This window comes from Nocardioides sp. YJ-D4, from assembly GCF_054031495.1.
Window position 1 is genome coordinate 3,598,221 of sequence record NZ_CM132932.1, and the last position, 25,082, is coordinate 3,623,302.

General features: G+C 68.5%; 24 protein-coding genes and 1 tRNA gene. 11 read left to right on the forward strand and 14 right to left on the reverse strand.

The features are described 5' to 3' along the window. The first annotated feature begins 21 nt into the window (after positions 1–21). Entirely contained in the window at positions 22–477 is a 456-nt protein-coding gene (locus tag ACW14X_RS17150) for a nuclear transport factor 2 family protein (RefSeq protein WP_457162768.1), read from the forward strand. A gap of 71 nt (positions 478–548) precedes the next feature. On the opposite strand, the gene ACW14X_RS17155 is transcribed toward ACW14X_RS17150, so the two are convergent. The 6 genes from ACW14X_RS17155 to ACW14X_RS17180 form a co-directional block, all read right to left on the reverse strand. Continuing rightward, positions 549–1,577, reverse strand: a complete 1,029-nt coding sequence (locus tag ACW14X_RS17155) for a calcium-binding protein (RefSeq protein ID WP_457162769.1) — start codon at positions 1,575–1,577, stop codon at positions 549–551. 162 nt (positions 1,578–1,739) lie between these two features. Continuing rightward, positions 1,740–2,372 carry a DUF2461 domain-containing protein gene (locus ACW14X_RS17160; protein WP_160026578.1) on the reverse strand — a complete coding sequence of 211 codons (633 nt, stop codon included), beginning with the start codon at positions 2,370–2,372 and terminating at the stop codon, positions 1,740–1,742. A 29-nt stretch (positions 2,373–2,401) separates the two neighbouring features. Further along, a complete protein-coding gene (locus ACW14X_RS17165) occupies positions 2,402–2,872 on the reverse strand; it encodes a hypothetical protein (RefSeq protein ID WP_457162770.1) in 471 nt (156 codons plus the stop codon). Between the two features lie 46 nt (positions 2,873–2,918). Beyond that, on the reverse strand, positions 2,919–4,295 hold the full coding sequence (locus ACW14X_RS17170) for a class-II fumarase/aspartase family protein (RefSeq protein ID WP_160026580.1): 1,377 nt from the start codon (positions 4,293–4,295) through the stop codon (positions 2,919–2,921). A 158-nt stretch (positions 4,296–4,453) separates the two neighbouring features. Continuing rightward, positions 4,454–4,529 (reverse strand) — tRNA-Gly (locus ACW14X_RS17175). 50 nt (positions 4,530–4,579) lie between these two features. Next, positions 4,580–5,362 carry an SGNH/GDSL hydrolase family protein gene (locus ACW14X_RS17180; protein ID WP_457162771.1) on the reverse strand — a complete coding sequence of 261 codons (783 nt, stop codon included), beginning with the start codon at positions 5,360–5,362 and terminating at the stop codon, positions 4,580–4,582. A 130-nt stretch (positions 5,363–5,492) separates the two neighbouring features. Between ACW14X_RS17180 and dcd the strand changes: the two genes are divergently transcribed. The 9 genes from dcd to ACW14X_RS17225 all read left to right on the forward strand — a co-directional run bounded on the left by dcd (position 5,493) and on the right by ACW14X_RS17225 (position 13,812). After that, a complete protein-coding gene (gene dcd / locus ACW14X_RS17185) occupies positions 5,493–6,068 on the forward strand; it encodes a dCTP deaminase (protein WP_141794788.1) in 576 nt (191 codons plus the stop codon). A gap of 36 nt (positions 6,069–6,104) precedes the next feature. After that, on the forward strand, positions 6,105–6,707 hold the full coding sequence (locus tag ACW14X_RS17190) for a DNA-3-methyladenine glycosylase I (RefSeq protein ID WP_160026582.1): 603 nt from the start codon (positions 6,105–6,107) through the stop codon (positions 6,705–6,707). A 108-nt stretch (positions 6,708–6,815) separates the two neighbouring features. Beyond that, positions 6,816–7,874, forward strand: a complete 1,059-nt coding sequence (locus ACW14X_RS17195) for an iron-siderophore ABC transporter substrate-binding protein (RefSeq protein ID WP_457162772.1) — start codon at positions 6,816–6,818, stop codon at positions 7,872–7,874. Between the two features lie 8 nt (positions 7,875–7,882). Then, a complete protein-coding gene (locus ACW14X_RS17200; RefSeq protein ID WP_350841022.1) occupies positions 7,883–8,914 on the forward strand; it encodes a FecCD family ABC transporter permease in 1,032 nt (343 codons plus the stop codon). After that, the gene (locus tag ACW14X_RS17205; protein WP_457162773.1) at positions 8,911–9,963 is read left to right on the forward strand and encodes a FecCD family ABC transporter permease; all 1,053 of its coding nucleotides are present in this window, start codon (positions 8,911–8,913) and stop codon (positions 9,961–9,963) included. The genes ACW14X_RS17200 and ACW14X_RS17205 overlap by 4 nt, the downstream gene beginning before the upstream one ends. Beyond that, positions 9,963–10,778 (forward strand): ABC transporter ATP-binding protein, encoded by an 816-nt coding sequence (locus tag ACW14X_RS17210; RefSeq protein WP_350841026.1) that lies wholly within the window; start codon positions 9,963–9,965, stop codon positions 10,776–10,778. Before ACW14X_RS17205 ends, ACW14X_RS17210 begins: the two co-directional genes overlap by 1 nt. Before the next feature lies 1 nt (position 10,779). Then, entirely contained in the window at positions 10,780–11,706 is a 927-nt protein-coding gene (locus ACW14X_RS17215; RefSeq protein ID WP_350841028.1) for a siderophore-interacting protein, read from the forward strand. Positions 11,707–11,789: 83 nt separating this feature from the next. Continuing rightward, positions 11,790–13,520, forward strand: a complete 1,731-nt coding sequence (locus ACW14X_RS17220; RefSeq protein WP_201451395.1) for a sodium:solute symporter family protein — start codon at positions 11,790–11,792, stop codon at positions 13,518–13,520. Positions 13,521–13,530: 10 nt separating this feature from the next. Continuing rightward, positions 13,531–13,812, forward strand: a complete 282-nt coding sequence (locus ACW14X_RS17225; protein ID WP_350841030.1) for a hypothetical protein — start codon at positions 13,531–13,533, stop codon at positions 13,810–13,812. A gap of 16 nt (positions 13,813–13,828) precedes the next feature. On the opposite strand, the gene ACW14X_RS17230 is transcribed toward ACW14X_RS17225, so the two are convergent. The 8 genes from ACW14X_RS17230 to ACW14X_RS17265 form a co-directional block, all read right to left on the reverse strand. Next, positions 13,829–14,590: a DUF4097 family beta strand repeat-containing protein gene (locus ACW14X_RS17230; protein WP_350841032.1), complete on the reverse strand. Its 762-nt coding sequence runs from the start codon at positions 14,588–14,590 to the stop codon at positions 13,829–13,831. Between the two features lie 91 nt (positions 14,591–14,681). Beyond that, complete coding sequence (locus tag ACW14X_RS17235) at positions 14,682–15,263, reverse strand: toxin-antitoxin system HicB family antitoxin (RefSeq protein ID WP_457162774.1); 582 nt, start codon at positions 15,261–15,263, stop codon at positions 14,682–14,684. Between the two features lie 231 nt (positions 15,264–15,494). Beyond that, positions 15,495–18,950: a heterodisulfide reductase-related iron-sulfur binding cluster gene (locus ACW14X_RS17240; protein WP_457162775.1), complete on the reverse strand. Its 3,456-nt coding sequence runs from the start codon at positions 18,948–18,950 to the stop codon at positions 15,495–15,497. Positions 18,951–19,132: 182 nt separating this feature from the next. Further along, the gene (locus ACW14X_RS17245) at positions 19,133–20,416 is read right to left on the reverse strand and encodes a choice-of-anchor P family protein (RefSeq protein WP_160026592.1); all 1,284 of its coding nucleotides are present in this window, start codon (positions 20,414–20,416) and stop codon (positions 19,133–19,135) included. A 266-nt stretch (positions 20,417–20,682) separates the two neighbouring features. Then, positions 20,683–21,750 carry a hypothetical protein gene (locus ACW14X_RS17250; protein WP_457162776.1) on the reverse strand — a complete coding sequence of 356 codons (1,068 nt, stop codon included), beginning with the start codon at positions 21,748–21,750 and terminating at the stop codon, positions 20,683–20,685. A 170-nt stretch (positions 21,751–21,920) separates the two neighbouring features. Further along, complete coding sequence (locus tag ACW14X_RS17255) at positions 21,921–22,784, reverse strand: HpcH/HpaI aldolase/citrate lyase family protein (RefSeq protein ID WP_457162777.1); 864 nt, start codon at positions 22,782–22,784, stop codon at positions 21,921–21,923. Between the two features lies 1 nt (position 22,785). Then, positions 22,786–23,856 carry an HpcH/HpaI aldolase/citrate lyase family protein gene (locus tag ACW14X_RS17260; RefSeq protein ID WP_457162778.1) on the reverse strand — a complete coding sequence of 357 codons (1,071 nt, stop codon included), beginning with the start codon at positions 23,854–23,856 and terminating at the stop codon, positions 22,786–22,788. Between the two features lie 57 nt (positions 23,857–23,913). Next, positions 23,914–24,048, reverse strand: a complete 135-nt coding sequence (locus tag ACW14X_RS17265) for a hypothetical protein (protein WP_350718664.1) — start codon at positions 24,046–24,048, stop codon at positions 23,914–23,916. A gap of 70 nt (positions 24,049–24,118) precedes the next feature. Between ACW14X_RS17265 and ACW14X_RS17270 the strand changes: the two genes are divergently transcribed. Continuing rightward, a complete protein-coding gene (locus tag ACW14X_RS17270) occupies positions 24,119–25,075 on the forward strand; it encodes a GlxA family transcriptional regulator (RefSeq protein ID WP_457162779.1) in 957 nt (318 codons plus the stop codon). The last annotated feature ends 7 nt before the right edge of the window (positions 25,076–25,082 follow it).

Sequence of the window (25,082 nt, forward strand, 5' to 3'; positions counted from 1 at the left end):
TTTCGGCGTACGATCTGCCGCATGATCTCCTCCGACGCCATCACCTGGAACGCCCCCGACGACGAACATCCGGCACGTACGGCCGGGCAACGCTCCTACGCTGCCGTCGCCAAGGGCGACCTCGACGAGTGGCTGACGATCTACGCCGAGGACTGCGTGCTCGAGGACCCCGTCGGGCCCTCGATGTTCGACCCCGAGGGCAAGGGTCACCACGGTCACGAGGGACTCAAGGCCTTCTGGGAGAAGGCCATCGCCTCGGTCCACAAGTTCGAGTTCGAGATCAACGACTCCTTCGCCAACCCCGCCGGCAACACCTGCGCCAACATCGGCAAGATCAAGACGTCGTTCCCTGACGGCAGCTACACCACCACCGAGCTGATCATGGTCTACACCGTCAACGACGAGGGCCGCATCAAGTCCATGAAGGCCTTCTGGGAACCGGACCGCACGATGGCATCGTTCACTGCGGCGGGCTGAGCGCAGTAGTGGGCGAAAGCGGTAGCCGATCCAGTCCAGAACCGGCCACTTTCGCCCACTCGCAGAATTGATCAGATCGTCGGATAGGCGGTGCCCACCGGCGGGTACGACTGCAGACCGCCGATGGTCACGCAGGAGTACGTGGCGCCGGCCCCGGGCTCGGGCGCGCAACGGTCCTTTCCGGACTGGCCTCTGACGACATCGGCGTCGGCGCCGCCGACAAGCTGATCCCGGTCGTCCCCGCCGAAGATGCGGTCGCGCCCTTCGCCACCCGCGATCGAGTCGCGTCCGATGCCGCCGACCACATAGTCGCTGCCGCCGTAACCCTTGATCCAGTCCGGCCCGCTGCCACCGTAGAGACCGTCGTTGCCCGACTGGCCGCTGATGCTGTCGGGCCCGGTCCCGCCGTACGCCTGGTCGGCGCCGCTCCCGCTATAGATGCCGTCGCTCCCGCTCCCGCCGTGGAGTCGGTCGTCCCCGCTGTCGCCGTGGACGTAATCATTGCCGAGACCTCCGGACACGGCATCGCTACCGGCCGAGCCGAAGACGTTGTCGGACCCGCCTTCGCCATAGACGCGGTCGTTGCCTCCCTGGCCCTCGATGAGGTCGTTGCCGTCTCCACCGTAAAGCGTGTCCCCGGCGTCGGTCCCGCTGGCCGAGGAGATGCCGGGGGCGTACTGGCCGTGGATTCGGTCATTGCTGCCGAGCCCCCAGATGACGTCCGAACCGGAGCCTCCGCGGAGATCGTCTCCTCCGGACGTGCCGTGGATCCGGTCGTTGCCCGATCCGCCGTCGGCCTGGCGGGACCAGATCTCATCGTTGCCGCCCTGCCCGAAGACGTAGTACGCCGCCCTGATCTCGTCGTCGCCCTCGCCGCCGCAGACGACGTCGTTGGAGTCGGCGTGGATGGTGTCATTGCCCGGCGTGCCGAGGATGACGTCCTCGAAGGAGGAGGTCTGGGGCTGCTGGCCCCGGTTCATGTCGATGGTGACCGTGGAGCCGCCGCAGGTCGAGGCTGCGGTGCCGGGGCCGGCGGTCACAAGAATCGCCGGGATGATCAGGAGCGATGCGGCGCCGACGAGGGGGATAGATGTACGCACGGCGCACACCGTAGTGGGTATGGCGTATTCGCGCGCGGGCAATTCGCCGGTTCGTGCACATTCCCGCCAAGGCGGGGTTCGGCGACGGCGAGAGCGCTGTTCAGCTGCCACATTCCCGCCATAGCGGAAAGGTTCTCCGCTCCAGGTCCCGGCCTGCGCAGTTCACGCCACCGCGTGCTCGGCGATCCACTCGACGAGGGGGCGGGTGGCTCGCCAGTCCTTCTTGACCTCGTCGACGAGGGCTGCGGTGTGGATGACCGGCTCGAAGCCGATGGTGCGGCCGAGGTGGATCGACTTGTGGCGGAGGAGCTCGATCTTGGGGTGGTCCTTGTCGAAGCCGCGCGGGGCGGTCTTGAGGCGGTCGCCAGTGACCTCGTAGCCCTTCTTCTCCGCGACGGCGAGGCGCTTCTCCAGGTCAGCGCCGTAGTGGTCGTGGACGATGGCGTCGCGGAAGGCAGCCAGCCGGGGCGGCTCGAACCAGTAGCAGCCGCCACCGGTGCGGATGCCGCGGGGAGAGACCTCGACGTAGTAGCCGGTCTGCGGCGCGACGGCGACGAAGGCTCCCTGGTGGGTCTTGTAGGGGAGCTTGTCCTTCGAGAAACGTACGTCGCGGTAGGGCCGGAAGATCTTGGCGCTGCCGAACTCCTCGGCGAGCTCGTCGGTGAGCGCCTTCATCGGCGCGTGGACGGACTCCTTGTAGATGTGCTTGTGGGCTTCCCAGAACGACTTGGTGTTGTCGACCTCGAGGTCGTCGTAGAAGTCGAGTGCTGCCACGGGAAATCCTTCGAAAGTCACCCAGCAAGTCTAGGGGCGGGTGGTGGCCCTCAGTCGTGGCGGACCATCCAGGCACCCGTGGAGTCGTCCAGTACGACCCGAACGGTCGGGTCGGCGCGGCCGTCGGCCGCAAATGTGCACCGTGACCTGGAGCAGTAATGGCGTAGGAGGTGAACGTCCTCCGCCGTTCGAACCTCCAGATGCAACGAGTAGGTCGTGCTCTCGTCGGTGTGGTCGTCGTAGCCGACCACCGTCGCGGTCTGCGTGGTTCCGTCATGAAGGAGTCGCCGAGCGACGTCGGCGCGCGCGGGCGCATCCCACATGTTCATGGTGAGCCCCGCCATGAGGAGCGCTCCGGGAACGATGAGGAGCATCCACAGCCATCCCCATGGACTGGTCTCCAGGGCAGTCAGGACACCCAGAGGGATCAGGGCAAGCGCCGTCAGTCCGGTGGGCACGGCAAGGATCCGCTGGAGTCGGCCGCCTCGGCCGGTCTCCCACTCGACTTCATGAAGGTTCACCAACCAGCCCCATCCGTGACGACAGCCCAGCGACCTCCGCCTCCGGTCAGATGGCGGGAATCTGGATGGTATCGGCGACCCGGCGGGCGTGCTCGGCCATCGAGCGGGCGATGTTGGCGGACTCGCCGAGGTGGCGGCAGGGGTCGAGCAGGTCGGCGATCTCGGCGCGGGTGAAGTGCTCGGAGACCTCGGGCGACTCCGCGAGGAGCGAGGCGAAGTCGATGTCGTCGACGGCCGAACGCTGGGCCAGCTCGAAGACGACGTCGTGCGCGACCTGGCGACCGATGCGCTCGCCGAGCTCGAGCATCAGCGACTCGGAGCCGATCAGGCCGCCGGAGAGAGCCAGGTTGGCGCGCATCCGGTCCTCGTCGAAGGTCAGGCCGGTGAAGATGACGACGAGCCGGGCGAGTACGTCGCCGGCCAGGCGAGAGGCCTGCGCGACCGCGTCCTCGAGGATGCCGGTCATGGCGCCGTTGGCCTCGTGGTCGTGGAGCATCGACTCCATCGCCGGGGCGACGAGGCCGCGCAGCTGGGTGGCGGCCGTGATCACGTCCAACGTCAGCTGCGGGTTGCGCTTGTGGGGCATCGTCGAGGAGCCGATGGTGCCCTCGGGGATCGGCTCGAAGGCCTCGCCGAACTCGGGCTGCATCATCGAGTAGACGTCCTTGCCGATCTTGCCGGCGGTGCCACCGAGCATCCCCAGGATCGAGACCCACTCGACCATGCCGTCGTTGATCGCGCGCGAGGGGACCGGCATCGAGCCCATGTCGAGCCGGGAGGCCGTCTCGGTCTCGATGGCGCGGGCATGCGAGCCGAAGGAGGCCATGGTGCCGGCCGCGCCGCCCATGAGCAGCCGGAAGACGCGGTCCTCGACCGAGCGGAGCCGGTCGACGTGGGAGGCGATCTCGTCGATCCAGATGGCGACCTTGAAGCCGAAGGTGATCGGGACCGCGTGCTGGGAGTGCGTACGCCCCGGCATCGGCACCTCGGCGCCCGCCTCGGCGACCTTCGACAGCGAGCGCAGCAGGTCGCCGAGCAGATCGAGGATCTTGTCGTGCGCCTGGCGCATCAGGATCAGGTCGGCGGTCTGGGTGATGTTCTGGGTGGTGGCGCCCCAGTGGACCCAGCCACCGTGCTTCGCGCCGACGACCCGGCACAGCTCCTCGACCAGCGGCGTCAGCGGGTGGCTGTGCTCCGCGGTGGCCTTCTCGATCCGGTCCAGGTCGAGCTTGTCCAGATCGGCGGCCTCGGCGATCGCCTCGCCGGCCTCTGCGGGGATCACCTTCACGGCCGCCTCGGCCTCGGCCAGCGCCGCTTCGACGTCGAGTCGTGCCTGAAGGCGCGCCTCGTAGGTGAAGAGATCTCCGATGCCGTGGTCGGGGACTCGTCCGTCGGTGAATCGGTTGCTCGAGCCCGCGGGCATGTCGAGTGATCCTTTACGCGTCGTTCACACAATGATTGGAAAACAGAAACCCAATCTTAATGGACGCAAGCCGCAAACACCCGCGATCGTGTGCTGCATCACTTGGATCGTGCAAGTGAACTGAAACAGGCCGTGCCACACGGCACGGCCCGAATCTATGGAGCGGACGACGAGATTCGAACTCGCGACATCAACCTTGGGAAGGTTGCGCTCTACCAACTGAGCTACGTCCGCAGGTGCGACCAGGATGTTACCCCACACACCCAGCCAGGTGTGAAACCGGTTCAGGAAAGTCGCGTCATCTGGGGATAGCGGGCCGACAGCCCGTCGCCCGCCGGGCCGCGCAGCATGCGGCGTACGGCCCAGGGGAGCGCGCGAGCGGCCAGCCGCCGGACCTCGCGGATGGGTCCGCCGATGCTCGGCTCCTCGATGACGACCAGCGGTTTCGGGGTGGGCAGGTGGTGGCGTACGCCGAGGGTGTCGAGGACCTTGATCGCCATCAGTTGGTGGCCGGGGGCGCCCAGGAAGCCGTGGCCGTCCCAGTAGCCGGCGTCGTCGTACTCGGTCATCCGCCAGAAGTCGACCAGCGTGGCCCCGCGCCGCTGAGCGATCTCGCGGACGGCCTCGTTGTAGACCGCGAAGCGCCCGCGGAGCAGCCGCCCGACGGTGGTCGCCCGCGCGCCGTACGCAGTGAAGACCAGCACCTTCGCGCCGCTGTCGACGAGCTGGCCGATCGCCGACTCGTAGGTCGCGAGCAGGGCGTCGATGTCGACGTGCGGCCACATCAGGTCGACCGATCCGCCGTAGATCGTCACCACGTCCGGCTCGAGGGCGATCGCCGGCTCGACCTGCTCCTTGACGATCCGGTCGATCCCGCGGCCGCGGACGGCGAGGTTGGCGTAGGTGAACTCAGGAGTCCGCTCGGCCATCACCTCGGCGACCCGATCGGCCCAGCCGCGTACGCCGTTCGGACGACGTGCGTCGGCGTCACCGACGCCCTCGGTGAAGGAGTCGCCCAGCGCGACGTACCGGCGATATCCGCCGGGGATCAGCGCATCCAGTGCCATGGCCCCGATTCAACCGGGTTTGCGCCAAGACGTACGACTCTGCCGGGGAATCTGTGACAGATGAGGTAGGGGAGATTCCAGGGATGCCGCAGGGGCCGTGCAGAACGCCCGGCTGCGTTAGGTTTGGCTCGTGCTGCTCAGCGACAAGGACATCCTGACCGAGATCCACGACGGAAGGATCGTCATCGACCCCTGGGACGAGTCGATGCTGCAGCCGTCGTCCGTCGACGTGCGTCTGGACCGGTTCTTCCGGGTCTTCGACAACCACAAGTACGCCACGATCGACCCGGCCGTGGACCAGTCCGAGCTGACCCGGCAGATCGAGACCGAGGGTGATGAGCCGTTCATCCTGCACCCGGGGGAGTTCGTGCTGGGGTCGACGTACGAGACGGTCAGCCTGCCCGACGACATCGCCGCGCGCGTGGAGGGCAAGAGCTCGCTGGGGCGTCTCGGGCTGCTCACCCATGCCACCGCCGGCTTCGTCGACCCGGGTTTCTCCGGCCATGTGACGCTCGAGCTGGCCAACGTCGCGACCCTGCCGATCAAGCTCTACCCGGGCATGAAGATCGGGCAGTACTGCTTCTTCAGGCTCACCTCACCCGCCCAGAACCCCTACGGCAGCGAGAAGTACGGCAGCCGCTACCAGGGCCAGCGCGGCCCGACCGCCTCGCGCAGCTTCCAGAGCTTCCACCGCACCAAGATCTGAGCGTGGGTGTCGGTGGTCGCCGCTAGGGTCGGGTGGATGAGCGAAGCACCATTCCTGGCCCCCGACGGCCAGACGCGATGCGCGTGGGCCGGCGGGGCGCCGGAGTTCCTCGACTATCACGACACCGAGTGGGGGTTCCCGGCCGGCGGTGACGTACGGCTCTTCGAGAAGATCTGCCTGGAGGGGTTCCAGAGCGGGCTGTCGTGGCGCACGATCCTCAACAAGCGGCCCGCCTTCCGCGAGGTCTTCGCCGGCTTCGACTTCCACCAGGTGGCCGAGTTCGACGAGGGCGACGTCGAGCGCCTCCTGCAGGACGCGAGGATCATCCGCCACCGCGGCAAGATCGAGGCGGCGATCAACAACGCCCGCCGCGCGGTCGAGCTCGTCGAGGAGCGTGGGTCGCTGGCTGCGTACGTCTGGGGGTTCGAGCCCGAGCCGCTCAAGGTCCCGGAGGTGGTGGCCACCTCTGCCGCCTCAATCAGCCTCTCGAAGGATCTCAAGAAGCGCGGCTGGAAGTTCGTCGGGCCGACGACGATGTATGCGTTCATGCAGTCGATGGGGATCATCAACGACCACTCGCTCGACTGCGTGATCCGGGATCGGGTCGAGGCCGAACGGGCGGCGTTCGTCAGACCCTGACCTGTGCGCTGAGCCTGTCCAAAAGGCGGGGGCCGATCCTTCGTTGGAGCCGAGATGTGTTTAGGCTGTCCTAACTAAGCATTGCCTAACCCCATGAGGTGTTCCCCCGTGATCCGTCGATCCGTACTCATCGCAGCGAGCCTCGTGCTCGCTGCCACCGGCCTGGCTGCGTGCAGCACGGGCGCGACCGACTCCGCGGACGGCTCCGCGGAATCTGCCTCGAAGGCAGACAAGGGCGCGTTCCCCGTGACCGTCGAGCACGCCTACGGCAGCACCGAGATCACCGAGGAGCCGACCAACGTCGCCACCATCGGCTGGTCGGACCACGACGTGGCGCTGTCGCTGGGTGTCGTCCCGGTCGCTGCCCAGGCGATCACCTGGGGCGGCAACGAGCAGCAGTCGACCGACTGGTTCGACGCCGAGCTGAAGAAGGTCGGCGGCAAGCAGCCGGTCCGCTACAACGCCGACACCAGCATCCCCTTCACCGAGATCAGCAAGGCGGCCCCGGACCTGATCCTGGCCACCAACTCGGGCATCACCGAGGCCGACTACAAGAAGCTCAGCGAGATCGCCCCCACCGTCGCCTTCCCCGGTGCCCCGTGGCTGACCTCGTGGCAGGACTCGCTCGAGATGATCGGCAAGGCCACCGGCCGGGTCACCCTGTCCGAGGAGGTCAAGAAGGAGACCGAGGACGCGATCGCGCAGGCCCAGAAGGACCACCCGCAGATCGTCGGCGCCAGCTACCTGGTCACCGGTGTCCAGGACAACTCCAAGCTCGGCACCATCGGCCTCTACGGCGCCGGCGACGCGCGTCCGCAGATGCTGACCCAGCTCGGCATGGAGCTCGCCCCGGTCGCCGACAAGCTCGTCCCCGCGGGCCAGTTCTACACCGACGTCTCCGCCGAGAAGGCTCCCGAGCTGGAGTCGGAGGTGCTGATCAACCTCGGCTACACCGAGGGCAGCTTCGAGGCCCTGCAGAAGGACAAGCTGCTCAGCCAGATCCCCGCGATCAAGAACGGCCACTACCTCGACGTGACCGACCAGCCGCTGTCCCTGACCTTCTCCGCCGCGAGCACGCTGTCGATCCCGTACTTCATCGACGAGCTCGTTCCCTCGATCGCCGAGGCGGTCGACGGCGGGAAGGTCAACGTCACCGCGGCTGAGTGAAGCCCGCGTTGACCACACGTACGCCTCTCGCCCCGGCCGACCCGGCAGCATCAGCCGCCGCGGTCGTCCGGGGCAGGCGGCTGCCTGGGATCGGGCTGATCCTGGCGGCGCTGCTCCTCGCGGCCGTCGCCTCGCTCCTGCTCGGTGCCGAGTGGGTTCCGCCCACCGCACTCTTCGACGACGGCAGCTTCGGGCACGCGATCCTGGAGAACCGGATCGCCCGCACCGCGATCGCCTTCGCCGTCGGCGGCGCGCTCGCGCTCGGCGGCGCCTGCCTGCAGGGACTCACCCGCAACCCGCTGGCGGACCCAGGGCTGCTCGGCCTCAACGCCGGTGCGGCCTTCGCCGTCGTCGTCGCCCTCGTGTACGTCGGTGCCACCGGCCTCGACTCGCTGCTGTGGGCCGCCTTCATCGGCGCGGCGCTGGCTGCGATCGCCGTGCACGGCGTCGCCGCCATCGGCCGTGACGGCGCCACTCCCGCCAAGCTGGTGCTGGCCGGCGCGGCACTGACCGCTGCCCTGACCAGCTGGACCAGCGGCATCCTGCTGATGGACCACAAGGGCCTGGAGGTCTTCCGGCAGTGGCAGGTCGGCACCATCGGCAGCGACTGGGGGGACCTCGCGATCTGCGCTCCGTTCCTCGTCATCGGCGCCGTGATGGCGCTGCTGGGCGCGCGCGTCCTGGACGCGCTCGCGCTCGGCGACGACCTGGCCAAGGGGCTCGGTCGTCGTACCGGTCTGGACCGGGTGTTCGTCGGCATCGCGGTGGTGCTGCTGAGCGGCACCGCCACCGCCCTGGTCGGCCCGGTCGCGTTCGTCGGTCTGGTCGTCCCGCACGCCGTACGCGCCCTGGTCGGTCCCAGCTACACGCTGGTCCTGCCGCTCTCCATCGTCGCCGGCGCCGCGCTCACGGCCTTCGCCGACGCGCTGGGCCGGGTCGTGCTGCCGCCCACCGAGGTGCAGGTCGGCATCATGACGGCCGTGGTCGGCGTACCCGCCTTCATCTGGTTCCTTCGGCGTGGACGGATGGCGGGCCTGTGAGCGCGACGACAACTGCCGAACCCACAAGCCCCGTCGACGTCGTACGCAGGGCCCGGCGGGCCCCGCGACGGCACCATGCCTTCGTGGTCGCCGCCCTGGCGGTGATCCTCTTCGGAGCCTTCGTCGCCCGGGTGCTGCTCGGCAACTACCTCATCACCGTGCCTGACTTCTTCACGATCCTCGGCGGCGGCGAGATCCCCGGCGCCCGCGAGGCCAGCTTCCTGCTGATGTCGGAGAAACTCCCGCGGGCGATCCTCGGGGTGCTGGTAGGGGTCGCGTTCGGCAGCGCCGGCGCCGTCTTCCAGAGCACCCTGCGCAACCCGTTGGCCAGCCCCGACATCGTCGGCGTCTCGCTCGGCGCGAGCGCCTCGGCGGTCTTCGCGATCGTGGTGCTCGACCTGCAGGGGCTGGCCCTGAGCATCGCCGCGATCGTTGGCGCGATCGCGATCGCGGTGGCGGTCCGGCTCGTCGCCGGCTCCGACGGCAGCTACCGCCTCGTCCTCGTCGGAGTCACCGCGGCGGCCGCGATGACCGCGGTCGTCCACTACCTCTTCACCCGTGCCAACGAGTTCGACGCCCTGCTCGTGCTGCGCTGGCTGACCGGCGCACTCAACGGCGTCACCTGGTCCACCATCTGGATCCTGCTCGGCTTCCTCGTCGTACTCGTGCCGGCGCTGGTCTGGACCGCCCGCTCCGCCCAGATCCTCCAGCTCGGCCCGGACGTGGCCACCGGCCTGGGCGTCAGCCAGCGGCGTACGGACCTGCTGCTCCTGCTCGCCGTGCTGCTCACCGCTCTCGGCGTCGCCGCGGCCGGGCCGGTCGCCTTCGTCGCGTTCGTGGCCGGACCGATCTCGCGGGCGCTCAACGGCGGACGTACGACCTTGGTCGGTGCTGCGCTCGTCGGCGCCATCGTGATGGTGGCGGGCGACTACATCGCCGACTATGCGATACCTGGCGTCTCCTTTCCGGTAGGCGTCGTCACCGGTGCGTTCGGGGCACCGTTCCTGTTGTGGTTGCTCGCCGCTGGCAGAGCTGGAAGGAAAGCTTGATGCGACTCGCTGCGGAGAACGTGAGCCTCGGTTACGGCGCGGAGCCGGTCGTCGACGCGGTCTCGCTAGAGATCCCGGACGGCCTCACCACCGTGATCGTCGGCGCCAACGGCTGCGGGAAGTCCACCCTGCTGCGCGGGATGGCGCGGCTGTTGAAGCCGATCTCGGGACAGGTGGTCCTCGACGGCAAGGCGGTCCACAAGCAGCCCACCCGCGCGGTGGCCAAGACCCTCGGCCTGATGCCGCAGTCGCCGGTCGCTCCCGAGGGCATCACCGTCGTCGACCTGGTCGGCCGCGGACGCCAACCCCACCGCAACGCGCTGCAGCGCTGGTCGCCCGAGGACGACGCGGCGGTCGCCGAGGCGCTCGAGCTGACGGACACGCTCGACCTCGCCGACCGCGTCGTCGACGAGCTCTCCGGTGGCCAGCGGCAGCGGGTCTGGGTGGCGATGGCGCTGGCTCAGCAGACCGACCTGCTGCTCCTCGACGAGCCGACCACGTTCCTCGACGTCGCCCATCAGGTCGACCTGCTCGACCTGCTCCACGGCCTCCGTGAGACCCGAGGCACCACCGTCGTGATGGTGCTCCACGACCTCAACCTGGCCGCCCGCTACGCCGACCACCTGATCGCGATGAGCGGCGGAAAGGTCGCCGCCACCGGCACGCCCGCCGAGGTGGTCACCGCCGACCGCGTCGAGCAGGTCTTCGGTCTGGAGTCCCAGGTCATCGTCGACCCCGTCTCGGGCACGCCGATGGTCGTCCCCATCGGACGTCACCACCGACCTACCGCTCACCCCCACGCACAAGGAGCCTGACATGCCCATCCTCGCCCGCGTCTCGGTGCGCTCCGTCGAGCGCCTCTCCCCGTCCTTCGCCCGGATCGAGCTGGCCGGCGACGACCTGGCCGACTTCGGCAACGACGGCCCGACCCTCGACCAGCGCATCAAGCTCCTCTTCCCGGCCACCCCGGGCGTGCTGCCCGAGCTCACCGCCGAGGACTGGTACGCCGAGTGGCTCGCGCTCCCCGAGGACGAGCGCCCGCGGATGCGCACCTACACGATCCGCTCGATCGAGGGGGTGGGCATCGAGAAGCGCCTGTACGTCGACTTCGTGCTGCACCCTGGCGCGCACGGTCCCGGCTCCGACTGGGCCGGCGCGGCCAAGCCGGGCGACGAGATCCTGGTCGCCGGTCCCAAGCTCGGCGAGCCCTACGGCGGGATCGAGTGGCTTCCCGGGGACGCGACCCGGCTGCTCCTGGTCGGCGACGAGACCGCCGTGCCGGCGATCGTCTCGATCCTCGAGTCGCTGCCGGCCGACGCCACCGGATCGGCCTTCCTGGAGGTGCCGGTCGCTGGTGACGTACAGGAGGTGTCTGCGCCTGAGGGGCTGCAGGTCAGCTGGCTGCCGCGCGAGGGCGCGCCAGTGGGCGGGCCGGCCCTGGCCGCCGTCGGTGGGCTGCTCGGCTTCGAGGCGACACCCGAGGACGTGACCTCGGTCGAGGTCGAGGACCCCGACCTGTGGGAGACCCCGGACTACTCGTCCTCGGGCGAGGAGGTCGCAGGCCCCGACAACGGGTCCGCGAACGGCGCTGAGAACGGCGAGGACGGGCGCTACGCCTGGATCGCCGGGGAGTCCCGGATGGTCACCGCGCTGCGCCGCCATCTGGTCAACGAGCTCGAGATGCCGCGCAAGCAGGTCGCCTTCATGGGCTACTGGCGAGAAGGCGTGTCGATGAAGGGGTGACCCAGCGCATTTTTGAGGCGTACGCGTGGTTAAGTTTGGTGCGCCCAATCAAATAGAAGGGTCTCGGAATGCAAGCAAGCATCCTGGCCGCGGACACCCTGATCCAGGCCAACGCGGTCGACTATCTCCTGATCGCGATCTACTTCGCGTTCGTTCTCGGCATCGGCTTCCTGGCCAGCCGCGGCATGTCGAGCTCGGTCGACTTCTTCCTCTCGGGCAGGTCCCTGCCCGCGTGGGTCACCGGTCTCGCCTTCATCTCAGCAAACCTCGGCGCCGTCGAGATCATGGGAATGTCGGCGACGGGAGCGCAGGTCGGGCTTCCCACCGTCCATTACTTCTGGATCGGTGCCATCCCGGCCATGCTGTTCCTGGGCGTCGTGATGATGCCCTTCTACTACGGCTCGAAGGTGCGCTCGGTCCCCGAGTTCATGAAGCGCCGTTTCGGCACCGGCGCCCACCTGGTCAACGCGCTCTCGTTCGCAGTGGCACAGCTGCTCATCGCCGGTATCAACCTCTACCTGCTCGGCTCCATCGTGCACGCGCTGCTCGGCTGGCCGTTGTGGGTGGCGCTGATCGTGGCCGCGGTGATCGTGCTGTCCTACATCACCCTCGGTGGTCTGAAGGCCGCGATCTACAACGAGGTGCTGCAGTTCTTCGTGATCGTCGCCGGGCTGCTGCCGCTGACCCTCCTGGGCCTCCACCGGGTGGGCGGCTGGGACGGCCTGACCTCGAAGATCGAGAAGGCCGCGGCCGCCAACCCCGACACCATTGCGCCCGCCGCCGACCAGCTCAACTCCTGGCCCGGCTCAGCGCTGACCGGCTTCTCCTCCGACTTCCTCTCGGTGGTCGGCATCGTCTTCGGTCTCGGCTTCGTGCTGTCCTTCGGCTACTGGACGACGAACTTCGTCGAGGTCCAGCGCGCGATGGCCGCCGACTCGATCAGCGCGGCCCGCAAGACGCCGATCATCGGTGCGTTCCCGAAGATGTTCATCCCGTTCATCACCATCTTCCCCGGCATGATCGCAGCGGTGCTGGTCACCGAGATCGCCAGTACGAAGGCGGGGGAGTCGGTCCCGGGTGGTGCCTCGGGTGAGGGCGTGACGTACAACGACTCGCTGCTCTACCTGATGGCAGAGGTGCTGCCCAACGGTCTGCTCGGCCTGGCGATCACCGGTCTGCTGGCGGCGTTCATGGCCGGTATGGCGGCCAACGTCTCCGCGTTCAACACGGTGGTGTCCTTCGACATCATCCAGGAGTACATCATCAAGGATCGCCCCGACGACTTCTACGTGAAGCTCGGTCGCTGGGCGACCGTCGCGGCGACCGCCATCGCGATCTTCACCGCCGTCCTGGCGTCCAGCTTCTCCAACATCATGGACTACCTGCAGACCCTGTTCGGGTTCTTCAACGCGCCGCTGTTCGCGACGTTCATCCTGGGTATGTTCTGGAAGCGGATGACCGCGACCGCCGGTTGGGCAGGTCTCGTCTCCGGCACGTTGGCGGCGGTGGGCGTTGGCATCCTCGCCGACGGCACGCTCGGCGGACTCTCCGTCGGCGTCCTGCCGCTGTCCGGTCAGGGTGCGTCGTTCGTGGCTGCCGGTGTGGCCTTCGGTGTCGACATCATCGTCAGCGTGATCGTCTCGCTGGTCACCAAGCCGAAGCCGGAAGGCTCGCTGAAGGGTCTGGTCTACTCCGAGACACCGAGGGAGGACCTGGTGGACCCCGAGGACGCAGGTCGTCCGTGGTGGCAGCGTCCGGTGCCCCTGGCCGGTGTCGCGCTGGTCATGGTCACCATCCTGAACGCGATCTTCTGAGGAGACTGAGATGTCCAGCGAATCGAACACAGCCAAGACCAACAAGGGTTTCCTCGGCACGCTGCTGTCGCTCTTCGACATCCGCAACGTGATCGGGTCCCTGCTCGCGATCTACGGCATCATCCTGCTGCTGATGGGCCTGTTCGGCGACCCCGAGGTCGACAAGACCGGTGGGCCCAACGCCAACCTGTGGGCGGGCATCGTCCTGCTCGTCATCGGGGCCGCGTTCGTCGCCTGGGGTGTGCTCCGGCCGGTGGTGCCGGACGCACCTCACCTCAACAAGGAGGAGTAGCCCTTCCTCCTCGGTCTCAGAGCCCGATGAGGGTGATGTCACCACTCACAGTGGTGGTGCGGAGCTCGACGTAGGGCTCTCCCGCGGCCGGTGCGCCAGTGCTCTCGACAGTGCTGGTGCACCGGCCGGTCACCGTGTTGACGTCGGTCCACACCGGGGTGCCGTTCGGGATCCCGATGCGTACGTCGGAGGAGGCGCCCTTCACCGAGATCCGCCCCGCGCTGACCGAGTGGATCGCGAAGTCGCCCGCGCCGGTCGAGTGGCTCACGTCGCCCTCGACCTCGTCGATCTCCACCGTGCCGGAGCCGGTCTTGGTGTGCAGGTCGTGGACCGTACCGATCCGGATGTCACCGGATCCGGACTTGATCGAGGCGCGCCCGTCGAGGACGTCCGCCTCGATGTCGCCCGAGCCGGACTCGACCTGGAGCTCCTCGATGACCCGGTCGATCCGAATGTCGCCCGACCCGGTCTGGAGCCAGGCAGCCCGGAGGACGCCCTGGGTGGCGATGTCGGCGGTGCCGGTGCGGGCTCGCAGCTGGCTACGGGCGGGAACCGTCACGCTGATGTCGTACCGCCGCGAGCGGCTGAACGGGCCCTTGTGCGGGTCGACGATGTTGATCGTGTCGCCGCTCTGCTCGACGACCAGACTCTCGGCGTCATCGCCGTCGATCTCGACAACGGTCTCGTCGGTGTCGGTCGCCTGGACCTCGAGATTGCCCTTCCCGAACTCGACGAAGAGCTTGGCGGGCGCGGTGGACATGAAGGTGTACGTGCTCATGATGATGCTCCTCAGGGTGTGCTGATCTACCGGACCGGCCGGGCGGCCGTCCGTGGTCGTGCATCTGCTGGGTGTCTAGATCTGGCCTAGGTCAGAGCCAGCCGGTCATCCGGCGGTCGGACCGGCCGCGGTTGCTGCCGCGGAACGGGTCGAGGCTGCTCATCGCCTCGTTGACGATGTGGGGGATCGCGGAGAGGTCGACGTCGACGTTGACCGCGTTCTCGCGGGTCGCCGCGCGCACCGCGCCGACGAGCCAGGTGTTGAGCGACTGGCCGGCGTCCGCCGCGGCCTCCTCGGCCTTCGCCTTGAGCGACTCGGGGATGCGGAGGGTCACCCGGGCGAGGGTGTCATCGCCCTCCGGCTCCGGCGGGGTCGGCGGAGCCGGGGGAGCGGGCGGTGTCGGCGGAGTGGGGGCAACCGGCTCGGCGAGCTCGGGAAGGGTGACCCCGAACTCCAGGTCGCGCCCTCGCAGGCGTACGTCCACGTTGCCCGTCGGCAGCTCCGCCGTGATCTCCGCGGCCGCCTGGCTCACCGCCTCCATCACCGCCAGCCGAGCGGCCGGGTCGAGAGCGTAGGTGAGCCGCTCCGCGGTCTCCCGTGCCTCCGGTCCCGATGCCTCGGCAGCGGCCAAGAGGTCCCGTCGCAGGCTGTCGATGTACGGCGTGATGTCCATACGCACCACTATGACACCATCATGACGTCATCACAACCCCAATCTGACATCACGTGATGTCAACCGTCTCGCCGAGGCGTCACCCCGGTCGGCCGAGAGGGCGGGCGCGTCGGTCGAATGGGCACGCTGGTGCCATCTCGGCCGACGCGAGCGACGTCTCGGCCAAATGACGATGACACCTTGTGAATCGCTCACAAGGTGTCATCGGCTGGTGCAGCGGACTGCGTGGGGTCAGAGGTCGAAGAGCGACCCTGCCTCGTGGATGTCGACGTCGGTACGCGGCGCGTGAGCCTCTCCGCTCACGGCCGGTGCCGGCTTCGGCTCCGGTGCGGCCTTCTCGGGCTCGGGCTCCGGGTCGGGCTCGGCTGGCGTCTCCACCTCGACCGGCGCTTCTTCGGCGGGCGCGGCGGGTGCCTCGTCGACCACGGTCTCCGGGGCAGCCTCGGCCACGGGTGCGGCCTCAGTGGGGGCGGGGGTAGCCGGAGCCGCAGCCGCGACCGCGCCCTCCGGGGCCTCGATGTCGAAGAGCGAGCCGAGGCTGTCGAAGTCGACGTCGGTCTTCGGCTCCGAGGTCACTCCCGAACCTGCCACCGGCGCGGCGGGTGCCGCAGGCGCCTCAGGTGCTGCGGCCGGGGCCTCAGTCGTGGCCTCGACCGGAGCGGTCTCGGCCGGAGCGGCGGGCTCGGCGGCCTTGGCCGTCGCCGGCTCGGGCTCGCTGGCCGGGATGTCGAAGAGCGAACCACCCGCGCTGAGGTCGATGCTCGGCTCTTCGGCGGCCGGCGTCGCAGCCGGGGCCGCGGGCTCGGCTGCCGGAGCAGCCTTCGCCTCAGACGCTGGTGCGGCCTCCTCGGCCGGTGCGGCCGGGATGTCGAAGAGCGAGCCGCCTCCACCGAGGTCGACAGCAGGCTCCTCGGCGGGCGCCGGAGTGGCCGGAGCCGCCTTCGCCTCAGGCACGGCAGCAGGCTCCGCCTCCTGAGCCGGTACGTCGAAGAGCGACCCACCAGACCCGAGATCCGCAGCAGGCTTCTCAGCCGGCTTGTCGGCAGGCTCGTCGGCCGGCACGTCGAAGAGCGAGCCACCCGAAGCCGGGGTCTCCTCCTCGGCAGGTGCCTCCGCAGGCGTGTCGAAGAGCGACCCGCCACCGTCGAACAGCGAACCACCGGAGGCCGGCTTCTCCGGCTCGGCGGCCGGAGCGGGGGTGTCGAAGAGCGATCCGCCGGCCGACGTACCTCCTGAGGCCGGCTCGGCCGGGGCAGGGGTGTCGAAGAGCGAGGACGCGTCGGCCGGAGCCTTCGGGGACTCGGTGGTCTCCGCGGCCTCGGCGGGGGAGTCGAAGAGCGACGAACCCGCAGCGGCGGTGGCAGCACCGGCGGCCGGAGCGGCTTCCTCGACAGCCGGAGCAGCCTTGGCGGCGGCACCGACCTTCGCGCCCTCGCCCGGGGCCAGCTTGGTCGCCTGCTCGCCCTTCACGGACGCGAGCAGCATCTGCGCGACGTCGAGCACCTCGACCTCTTCGCGTGCGGCCCCGTTGGCCTGGGCCTTGGTCAGGCCGTCGGAGAGCATGACGCGGCAGAACGGGCAGCCGACGGCGATCTGGTCGGCACCGGTGGCGACGGCCTCGTCGGTGCGGTTCTCGTTGATCCGCGACCCGATCTTCTCCTCCATCCACATCCGGGCGCCACCGGCACCACAGCAGAAGGAGCGCTCGGAGTTGCGGGGCATCTCCTTGTACTCCGCACCCGGCATGATCTGCAGGAGCTCGCGCGGCGGCTCGTAGACGCCGTTGTGGCGACCGATGTAGCACGGGTCGTGGTAGGTGATCGAGCGCTTGTGGGCGCCGGCGCCGTCCGCGACCGGGGTCAGCTTGCCCTCGCGGACGAGGCGGTTGAGCAGCTGGGTGTGGTGGACGACCTCGAGCTCGATGCCGAACTCCTTGTACTCGTTCTTCAACGTGTTGAAGCAGTGAGCACAGGTGGTGACGGCCTTCTTGACCTTGAACTCCTTGAACGTCTCGACGTTCTGCTGAGCCAGGCCCTGGAAGACGAACTCGTTGCCGGCGCGGCGGGCGGAGTCGCCGGTGCAGGTCTCGCCGTTGCCGAGTACGCCGAAGGAGACCCCGGCCATGTCGAGCAGCTCGGCCACGGCGCGGGTGGTCTTCTTGGCCCGGTCCTCGTAGGCGCCGGCACAGCCGACCCAGAACAGCCAGTCGACCTCCTCCAGCGACTCGATGTCCTTGCCGACCTCCTTGACGTCGAAGGGCAGGTCCTTGGCCCAGTCCATGCGCGCGTTGGCGTTCATGTTCCAGGGGTTGCCCTTGCCCTCGAGCCCCTTGAAGAGGCCGTTGAGCTCAGAGGGGAAGTTGGACTCGACGAGCACCTGGTAGCGGCGCATGTCCATGATGTGGTCGACGTGCTCGATGTCCACGGGGCACTGCTGGACGCAGGCACCGCAGGACGTGCAGGACCACAGGACGTCCTCGTCGATGACGAAGCCGCCGTCCTCGGGGTTGTAGAACCAGTCGAGCACCTCGGTGTTGCCGCCGGCACCCTCCGGGGCGCCGTCGGCCTTGCCGATCAGCGGCTTCTCCTTGAGATCGCCGTCAGCGGCAGCGGCGTACGCATGCTCGCGCAGGCCCATCATCAGCAGCTTGGGTGAGAGCGGCTTCTCGGTGTTCCAGGCGGGGCACTGCGACTGGCAGCGACCACACTCGGTGCAGGTGGTGAAGTCGAGGATGCCCTTCCAGGAGAAGTCCTGGATCGAGCCGACACCGAGGATGGCGTCCTCGGGGATCCGGTCCTCCTCGACGTCCTCGAGGGTGACCGGCTTGCCGTCGATGAGCATCGGCTTGATCGCGCCGAGCGCGGTGCCGAGCGGGCGCGCGCCGTCGACAGCAGACGTACGCGAAGCAGGCTCGCGCTTGAACCAGATGTTGAACCAGGCGGTGAAGCGGTGCCAGGCGACACCCATCGTCAGGTGGGTGGAGACGACGGCCAGCCAGATCAGCGCCGTGATGATCTTGAAGGCCGCGATCCCGTAGATGATGTTCTCGAGCGTGTGGATCGCGTCGGGGCCGGTCGGGTAGAGCGCCCCGAAGAACTGCGAGATCGGGAAGTGGAACGCGGTGGCGTGCTCGGCGACCTCGCCGCCGTGGGCCTTGGCGAGGTTGTATTCCGCACCGCGGATGAACAGGATCGCCGCGCTCTCGACCAGCACCATCGCCTCGACGAAGAAGGCCTGCCACTGTGTGGAGCCGTAGAACCGCGTGCCGCGGCCCATCTTCGAGGGCAGGTGGGTCACCCGGTAGATGATCAGCGGGATGATGCCCAGCGCGCCGAGCAGGCCCAGGAGCTCGGCGAGCCACTCGTAGGCGAACAGCTTGCCGATGACCGGGAGCGTCCACTCGGGGTCGAAGAGCTGGAAGTACGCAGCCCCGACCGCTGTCGAGAGCAGCAGGAACGCGGCGAAGGCGAACCAGTGGAGCACGCCGACCCAGGTCCACTGCAGCATGCGCGTGTGGAGGACCGTCTCTTTCAACATCGTCAGGGTGCGGGCGAGTGGCTGGTCGACGCGGCTGATCGGCGTACCGATCTTGATGACCGCGAGCATCGACCGGACCGCCTTGATCACCAGGTAGGCGGTGGCCACCGTTGCCGCAAGACACACGACGATGGCGATGATCTGCAACATGCCTAGGCGCTCCTCATCAGGGGGCAGGACTGCCGGAATGAACCGAGCCTAATGCTTCAGGTCGGCTCGACTGCGTATGGGTGGGTTGATACTACCCGTGAGTAACTTCATAAAGAAGAAACGGCCCGCGACCTGGTCAGGACGCGGGCCGTTTCTTAGGACAGCCTCAGTGGATCAAGGCCTCACTTGTTCGCGTTCACCTTGAACTTGGCGTGACCGATGTTGACGACCGACTTGGTGCCCTCGGTCGCGTCGAGGAGCGTCAGCCGCAGGGCGACGACCTCAACCAGGTTCTTGCTGCGCTCGACGACGACCTTGGTCTCGATCTTGGCCAGGCCGGGGATGTCGACGCGGGAGAGCGCCGACTCCAGCTGGGCGAGGGAGACCTTCTGGTCGTTGATGTAGATGTCGCCGAACTTGGTGCCCGAGATGGACGTCGTGGAGCCCTTGCCCTTGACGTACTTGGCGTTGGCCTGGGCGCGGATGGCCTCGATGCGGATCGCGCCGTCGCCGATGTTGACGCTGGCGACCTCACCGAAGGTGTAGCCCTCGGCGGTGGTCTTGGTCTGGTTCGAACGCTGGCCGCTCGTGAGGCCCTTGACGTCCAGGATGTCGCCCGCCTCGCCCAGCGGAACGCCGGCGATGGACTTGGTCTTCAGCTTGCCCTTGGTGCCGGCGCAGCCAGCGTTGGTCAGCGGGTTCTTGCCGATCTGGACGGCGCCGCCGAGAGCGGAGGCGTCGACCGAGTTGGAGAAGCCGTTGAAGACGGCGGAGAAGGCCTGGCCGTTGATCTCGGCGCGGGAGCGACCGACGATGACCTCGGAGTCGGTGCCGTGGAGCTTGATCCAGATGCCGTTGGCGTAAGCCTGGGCGCCGTCGGCGTTGGTCTTCTCGACGGTGTTGCCCAGACCGATGGTGGCAATGCCCGGGATGACGAGCGGCTTGTCACGGCCGGGGATCGGGAGGTCGATCTTCTGGCCGGGACCGGCCGGGTCGAGGACCACGTGAGCGATCTTGGCCTTGGAGTCGGCCTTGTAGGCCTTCCCGTCCCACCAGGCCTGGGAAACCGAGCTGAGGCCCTCGACGGTGACCTTGCCCAGCGGGCTCTTGTCGAGCACGACGTCGGCGATCTTGTGCTCCGAGATGGACTTGACCACCGCGCCGGACTTGACGGTGCGCTGCTTGGTGGTGGTCGCACCGATCGTGCCGATGCCGGGCACCTTGGCGCCGGCGGTGTTGTTGTTGACGTCGTAACCAGCCTTACGGGTGCACCCGATCGTCTGGTATCCGAGGTCTCCCGAGTTGGCCGGGATGCTTCCACCGGTCACGCGGGTGCCGAAGCCGCTCGCGAACAGCCCGAAGGAGGTGTTCGTCAGTGCGGCCTGAGAAGGCGCCGGCACAACCAGAACTGCGCCGACGACGGCGGCAGCGGCTGCGGACAGCGCGAACGTACGGATGCTTCGCATTGTTGGTTGGACTCCGATTCTGCGGTGGGGATCCCCCAAGATCCCCGCAACGGGGCCGTGCCACCTGCCAGATCCGGGGGAACCTGGCGCACTCCCGAGTTAAGGGGTGGCACATCGGGCAAACGAGAGAAAACCACGGAAGTTATCGGGACGGAGGTCCTATTTCTAGATGACCCTTCCTGGCCATGGGTAACCCACCCGGGCATACGCAAACGGGGCCGTGACCTCGGAATGAGGTCACGGCCCCGTTGTGGGCCACTCGATGACTACCGGGTCAGGTCGAGCTTGATTCCGGTGAGACCGTCGATGACGCCCGTCACCGTGTCGAGCACCGGGGCGACCACGTTCTCGCCCAGCGACGGCTGCGCCGGCGCCGGGGTCGGCTCGGGCTCGGGTTCGGGCTGGGGCTGCGGAGCGGGCTCCGGGGCCGGCTCGGGAGCCGGTTCGGGAGCGGGGGCCGGGTCCTTGTCCGACAAGGTGTCACCCTCGCGCGGGGCGGAGATCGTCCCGCTGGAGGAATGTGCGCCGCCGTAGGTCTCGGCGGTGGAGGGCGCGTCGTAGTCGCCGTTGGAGTGCTTGCCGCCGGCGGTGGTGCCCGGGGCCGCGGGGGAGAACGGCGACGTCCTCTCCGGCGCGATCACGCCGGGGGCGTCGATGATCTTCTGGTCGGCGACGTCGACCACGGGTACGGCGTCGTACTGGCCGGCGTGGGCCTTGGCCTGCGTGGTCTCGAGGCCCTGTTCGACGTTGGCCTGGGCGAAGGCGCCGATGCCGGCCGAGGCGATCGCCATCGCGGCGAGCGGCAGCAGCACGGCCTTCTTGTTGCGGGCGCGGCTCTTCGGGATCCGGTGCTCCTCGACCACGCCGTTCCGGGTCGGCACCTGCGCGGCGGCGTACGGCGGCATCGCCGGGTTGGCGAACGTCACCGGCCCGGCAGGGTGGAACTGCTGTGCCGTGTAGGGGCTCGGCTGGTAGGCGTACTGCGGCAGCCGGGTGTGCGCGGGCATCGGGCGCTGGTAGGTGGCCCGCGGCGGCTGGGAGTAGCCGGCATCGGAGTGTCGCAGGACGATCGCCGTGCCGGGCTGGGGCTGGGGCGGGTACGGCGTGTACGGCGTGTGATGCGGTCGCACTCGCTCCGCGGCTGGGTTCGTCTTGGGATTGGTGAACCACGACTCGTCCGCCGGGGACACCCCCTCGAGAGCGCGGCGAGCGATCTCGAGGGGTTCGGGCGCGGTGTCGTTCGTGGGGAGCATCGGTGTGGCGGGGTGTCGAGCCGGCGTGGGTGGGACGTTCGAGTGGTCCCCCGTCGCGGGCCGACGATTCGCTTCAGTCATCTGACGCTGTCTCCTGAGCGCGTAGCGAGTGTCGGTTATGTCGCGCAGCACGTAACGGAACCAGAATCGCGCCGGTTTGTCACCTTCTTCTCGGAAAAAAGTTACTGATCAGCCAAGATGGGCGATCAGTAACTTTTTCTATACATTGAGAGATATTCCTGGCCGGTGGCCTACAGCGCGGCGATGGCCTCGGCGATGCTGAGGACTCGCTTGGCGGACTCGACGTGGAGGGCCTCCACCATCTTGCCGTTGTAGGTCGCGACGCCGCTGCCGGCGGCCTCGAACGCCTCGATGAGACCCTTGGCGTCGGCCACCGCCTGCTCGCTGGGCGCGAAGCCTGCGTTGGCGCCCTCGACCTGGGCCGGGTGGATCAGGGTCTTGCCGTCGAACCCGAAGATCCGGCCCTGCTCGACCTCGGCCGCGTAGCCCTCGGCGTCCTTCACGTTGTTGTAGACGCCGTCGAGGATGACCTTGCCGCTCGCGCGCGCGGCGAGCACGGCCAGCTGGAGGCTGGTGACCAGGTTGGCGCGGGCCGGGACGTGGTCGACGTACAGCTCCTTGACCAGGTCGTTGGTGCCCATGACGAGCACCGTCAGCCGCTCGGAGGCGGAGGCGATCTCCTCGGCGTGGAGGATGGCGTACGGGCTCTCGATCATCGCCCAGAGCTTCGTCTGTTCCGGGACGCCGGCCTTCTCGAAGGCCGCGACGAGGTCGTGCACCTGCTGGGCGCTGTTGACCTTGGGGACCACGATCGCGTCGGGTCCTGCCTTGGCCGCGGTGGCCAGGTCGTCGGCATGCCACTCGGTGTCGGCGCCGTTGATGCGGATGGTGAGGTACTTGTTGCCGTACTCGCCCGATGTCACGGCCGCGGCGGCGTTCTCGCGCGCCTCCGGCTTGGCGTCGGGGGCGACGGCGTCCTCGAGGTCGAGGATCAGCGCGTCGGCGGTGATCGTCTTCGCCTTCTCGAGGGCGCGCGTGTTGGAGCTCGGCATGTAGAGAACCGAGCGCAGGGGGCGGAAGGTCGTGTCGGTCATCTCAGTCCTCGATCTCGATGGCGTCGTAGAGCTCCTTGAGCTTCGGGTCGATGGCGGCCAGCTCCTCGGCGAGGTCGACGAGCACCAGGCACTGCTTGAGCGAGGCGTCGTCCTCCATCTTGCCGTCGAGCATGACCGCGCCGGTGCCGTCGCCCATGGCGGCGACCACGCGGCGGGCGTGCTTGATGTCCTCGACGCTGGGGGAGAAGACGCGATTGGCGATCTCGATCTGCTTGGGGTGCAGGCTCCAAGTGCCGACGCAGCCGAGCAGGAAGGCGTTGCGGAACTGGTCCTCGGCCGCGACCACGTCGGTGATGTCGCCGAACGGGCCGTAGTAGGGGTAGATCCCCGCCGCGGCGCAGGCGTCGACCATCTTCGCGATCGTGTAGTGCCACAGATCCTGCTGGAAGACCGTGCGGTTGCCGTGGATGTCGCCGTCCACCGGGTCCTGGCGGACCAGGTAGCCCGGGTGGCCGCCGCCGACGCGGGTGGTCTTCATCTTGCGGTCGGCCGCGAGGTCGGCCGGGCCGAGGCTGATGCCCTGCATGCGCGGGGAGGCGAGCGCGATCTCCTCGACGTTGGCCACGCCGCGCGCGGTCTCGAGGATGGCGTGGATGAGGATCGGCTTCTGTACGCCGCCCTTGGCCTCGAGCTGCGCGAGCAGCCGGTCCACGTAGTGGATGTCCTCGGGACCCTGCACCTTCGGCACCATCACGACGTCGAGCTTGTCGCCGATCTCGGTGACCAGGGTGACCAGGTCGTCGAGCACCCACGGGGAGTCGAGCGAGTTGATCCGGGTCCACAGCTGGGTCTTGCCGAAGTCGGTGTTCTTCGCGATCTCGACCAGGCCCTCGCGCGCGGCGACCTTGTTGTCGGCCTTGACGGCGTCCTCCAGGTTGCCGAGGAGCACGTCGACGGTGCCGACCATGGCGGGCACCTTGGCCGCCATCTTCGGGTTCGACGGGTCGAAGAAATGGATCGCACGACTGGGCCGTGCCGGGATCTCCCGCAGTGGTGCGGGGGCGCCCACCGCCAACGGTGCGAAGAAGTCCTTGGGGCTCTTGTGACTCATGCCGGTCACCCTAACGGCCGGGAGTTACCGGCCGGTAGGCGTCTCGGCTTGTAACGATCACGACCGGCGTCGGGAGGGATGGTCCTTGGGAACCTGGGCGCCGTGACGGATCCGGGCGCCGGCGTCGAAGCCGGCGAGGACGGAGCGGACGGTGCTGCGGACCTTGCTGGGGTTCTTCTTGTAGTTGGTCATGACTCCAGAGTGCTCTCGCAGGGCGTCGAGGAGGAGTGGCAGGATTGACTAAGAATGATAGATTCTTGCCATGCCTGCGAAGCCGTCCATCGCCATCCCTATCGTCGACGGGATGACTCTGTTCGAGATCGGGATGCCGCTCGAGGCGCTCGGCTACGACTGGGACCACGACGCCAGCCCGCTCTACGACGTGGTGCTGTGTGGCGACCTGCGTGGGGTGCGCGTCCACGGTGGGCCGCGGCTGACTCCGCAGCGGCCGATGGCCGCGCTGGCCGAGTTCGAAACGGTGCTGGTGCCGGCGATCCGTCCGGGCGAGCCGATCAGTCCGACCCTGGTCCGGGAGCTGCGCCGGGCCGCCGCGGGCGGGGCTCGGATGGTCTCGCTGTGCACCGGTGCCTTCGCCCTGGCCGAGGCCGGGCTGCTGGACGGTCGCCGCGCCACGACCCACTGGCGATGGACGGAGCTGTTCCGGCGTACGTATCCCGGGGTCGACCTCGACCCGCGGGCGATCTATGTCGACGACGGCGTGCTGACCAGCGCGGGCTCGGCCGCGGGGCTGGACCTGTGCCTCCACCTGATCCGCGCCGACCACGGCCAGCACGCGGCCAACACCATCGCCCGCAACCTGGTCATCGCCTCGCACCGCGACGGTGACCAGGCGCAGTACGTCGCGGCCGACCCGCTCACCGAACAGGCCCACTGGCTCGACGAGCTGCGCAGCTGGCTCCGGGCCAACCTGCACGAGGACATCACTCTCGAGCGTCTGGCGGCGGCTGCCGCGGTCTCCCCGCGCACCCTCGCCCGGCGCTTCGAGCGCGACCTCGCCACCACTCCGATGCGCTGGGTCACCGCAGAGCGGATCGCGGTCGCCAAGACCCTCCTCGAGACCACCGATCTGCCGATCGAGCGGATCAGCCACGAGTCCGGCTACTACTCGCCGGTGACCTTCCGGGCGGGGTTCACCTCGGAGGTCGGGGTGACTCCGGGGCGCTACCGGTCGCGGTTCTCACGTCGCGAGGTGGGTTAGGCCGGGA

Excerpts from the sequence above, each read along its gene's own strand:
- ACW14X_RS17190 (WP_160026582.1), top strand. The coding sequence starts at position 6,105 with ATGAGCGAAGCACCATTCCTGGCCCCCGACGGCCAGACGCGATGCGCG.
- ACW14X_RS17250 (WP_457162776.1), bottom strand. The coding sequence starts at position 21,750 with ATGACTGAAGCGAATCGTCGGCCCGCGACGGGGGACCACTCGAACGTC.
- ACW14X_RS17270 (WP_457162779.1), top strand. The coding sequence starts at position 24,119 with ATGCCTGCGAAGCCGTCCATCGCCATCCCTATCGTCGACGGGATGACT.
- ACW14X_RS17245 (WP_160026592.1), bottom strand. The coding sequence starts at position 20,416 with ATGCGAAGCATCCGTACGTTCGCGCTGTCCGCAGCCGCTGCCGCCGTC.
- ACW14X_RS17255 (WP_457162777.1), bottom strand. The coding sequence starts at position 22,784 with ATGACCGACACGACCTTCCGCCCCCTGCGCTCGGTTCTCTACATGCCG.
- ACW14X_RS17225 (WP_350841030.1), top strand. The coding sequence starts at position 13,531 with ATGTCCAGCGAATCGAACACAGCCAAGACCAACAAGGGTTTCCTCGGC.
- ACW14X_RS17265 (WP_350718664.1), bottom strand. The coding sequence starts at position 24,048 with ATGACCAACTACAAGAAGAACCCCAGCAAGGTCCGCAGCACCGTCCGC.
- ACW14X_RS17210 (WP_350841026.1), top strand. The coding sequence starts at position 9,963 with ATGCGACTCGCTGCGGAGAACGTGAGCCTCGGTTACGGCGCGGAGCCG.
- ACW14X_RS17150 (WP_457162768.1), top strand. The coding sequence starts at position 22 with ATGATCTCCTCCGACGCCATCACCTGGAACGCCCCCGACGACGAACAT.
- ACW14X_RS17260 (WP_457162778.1), bottom strand. The coding sequence starts at position 23,856 with ATGAGTCACAAGAGCCCCAAGGACTTCTTCGCACCGTTGGCGGTGGGC.
- ACW14X_RS17240 (WP_457162775.1), bottom strand. The coding sequence starts at position 18,950 with ATGTTGCAGATCATCGCCATCGTCGTGTGTCTTGCGGCAACGGTGGCC.
- ACW14X_RS17170 (WP_160026580.1), bottom strand. The coding sequence starts at position 4,295 with ATGCCCGCGGGCTCGAGCAACCGATTCACCGACGGACGAGTCCCCGAC.
- ACW14X_RS17180 (WP_457162771.1), bottom strand. The coding sequence starts at position 5,362 with ATGGCACTGGATGCGCTGATCCCCGGCGGATATCGCCGGTACGTCGCG.
- ACW14X_RS17230 (WP_350841032.1), bottom strand. The coding sequence starts at position 14,590 with ATGAGCACGTACACCTTCATGTCCACCGCGCCCGCCAAGCTCTTCGTC.
- ACW14X_RS17235 (WP_457162774.1), bottom strand. The coding sequence starts at position 15,263 with ATGGACATCACGCCGTACATCGACAGCCTGCGACGGGACCTCTTGGCC.
- ACW14X_RS17215 (WP_350841028.1), top strand. The coding sequence starts at position 10,780 with ATGCCCATCCTCGCCCGCGTCTCGGTGCGCTCCGTCGAGCGCCTCTCC.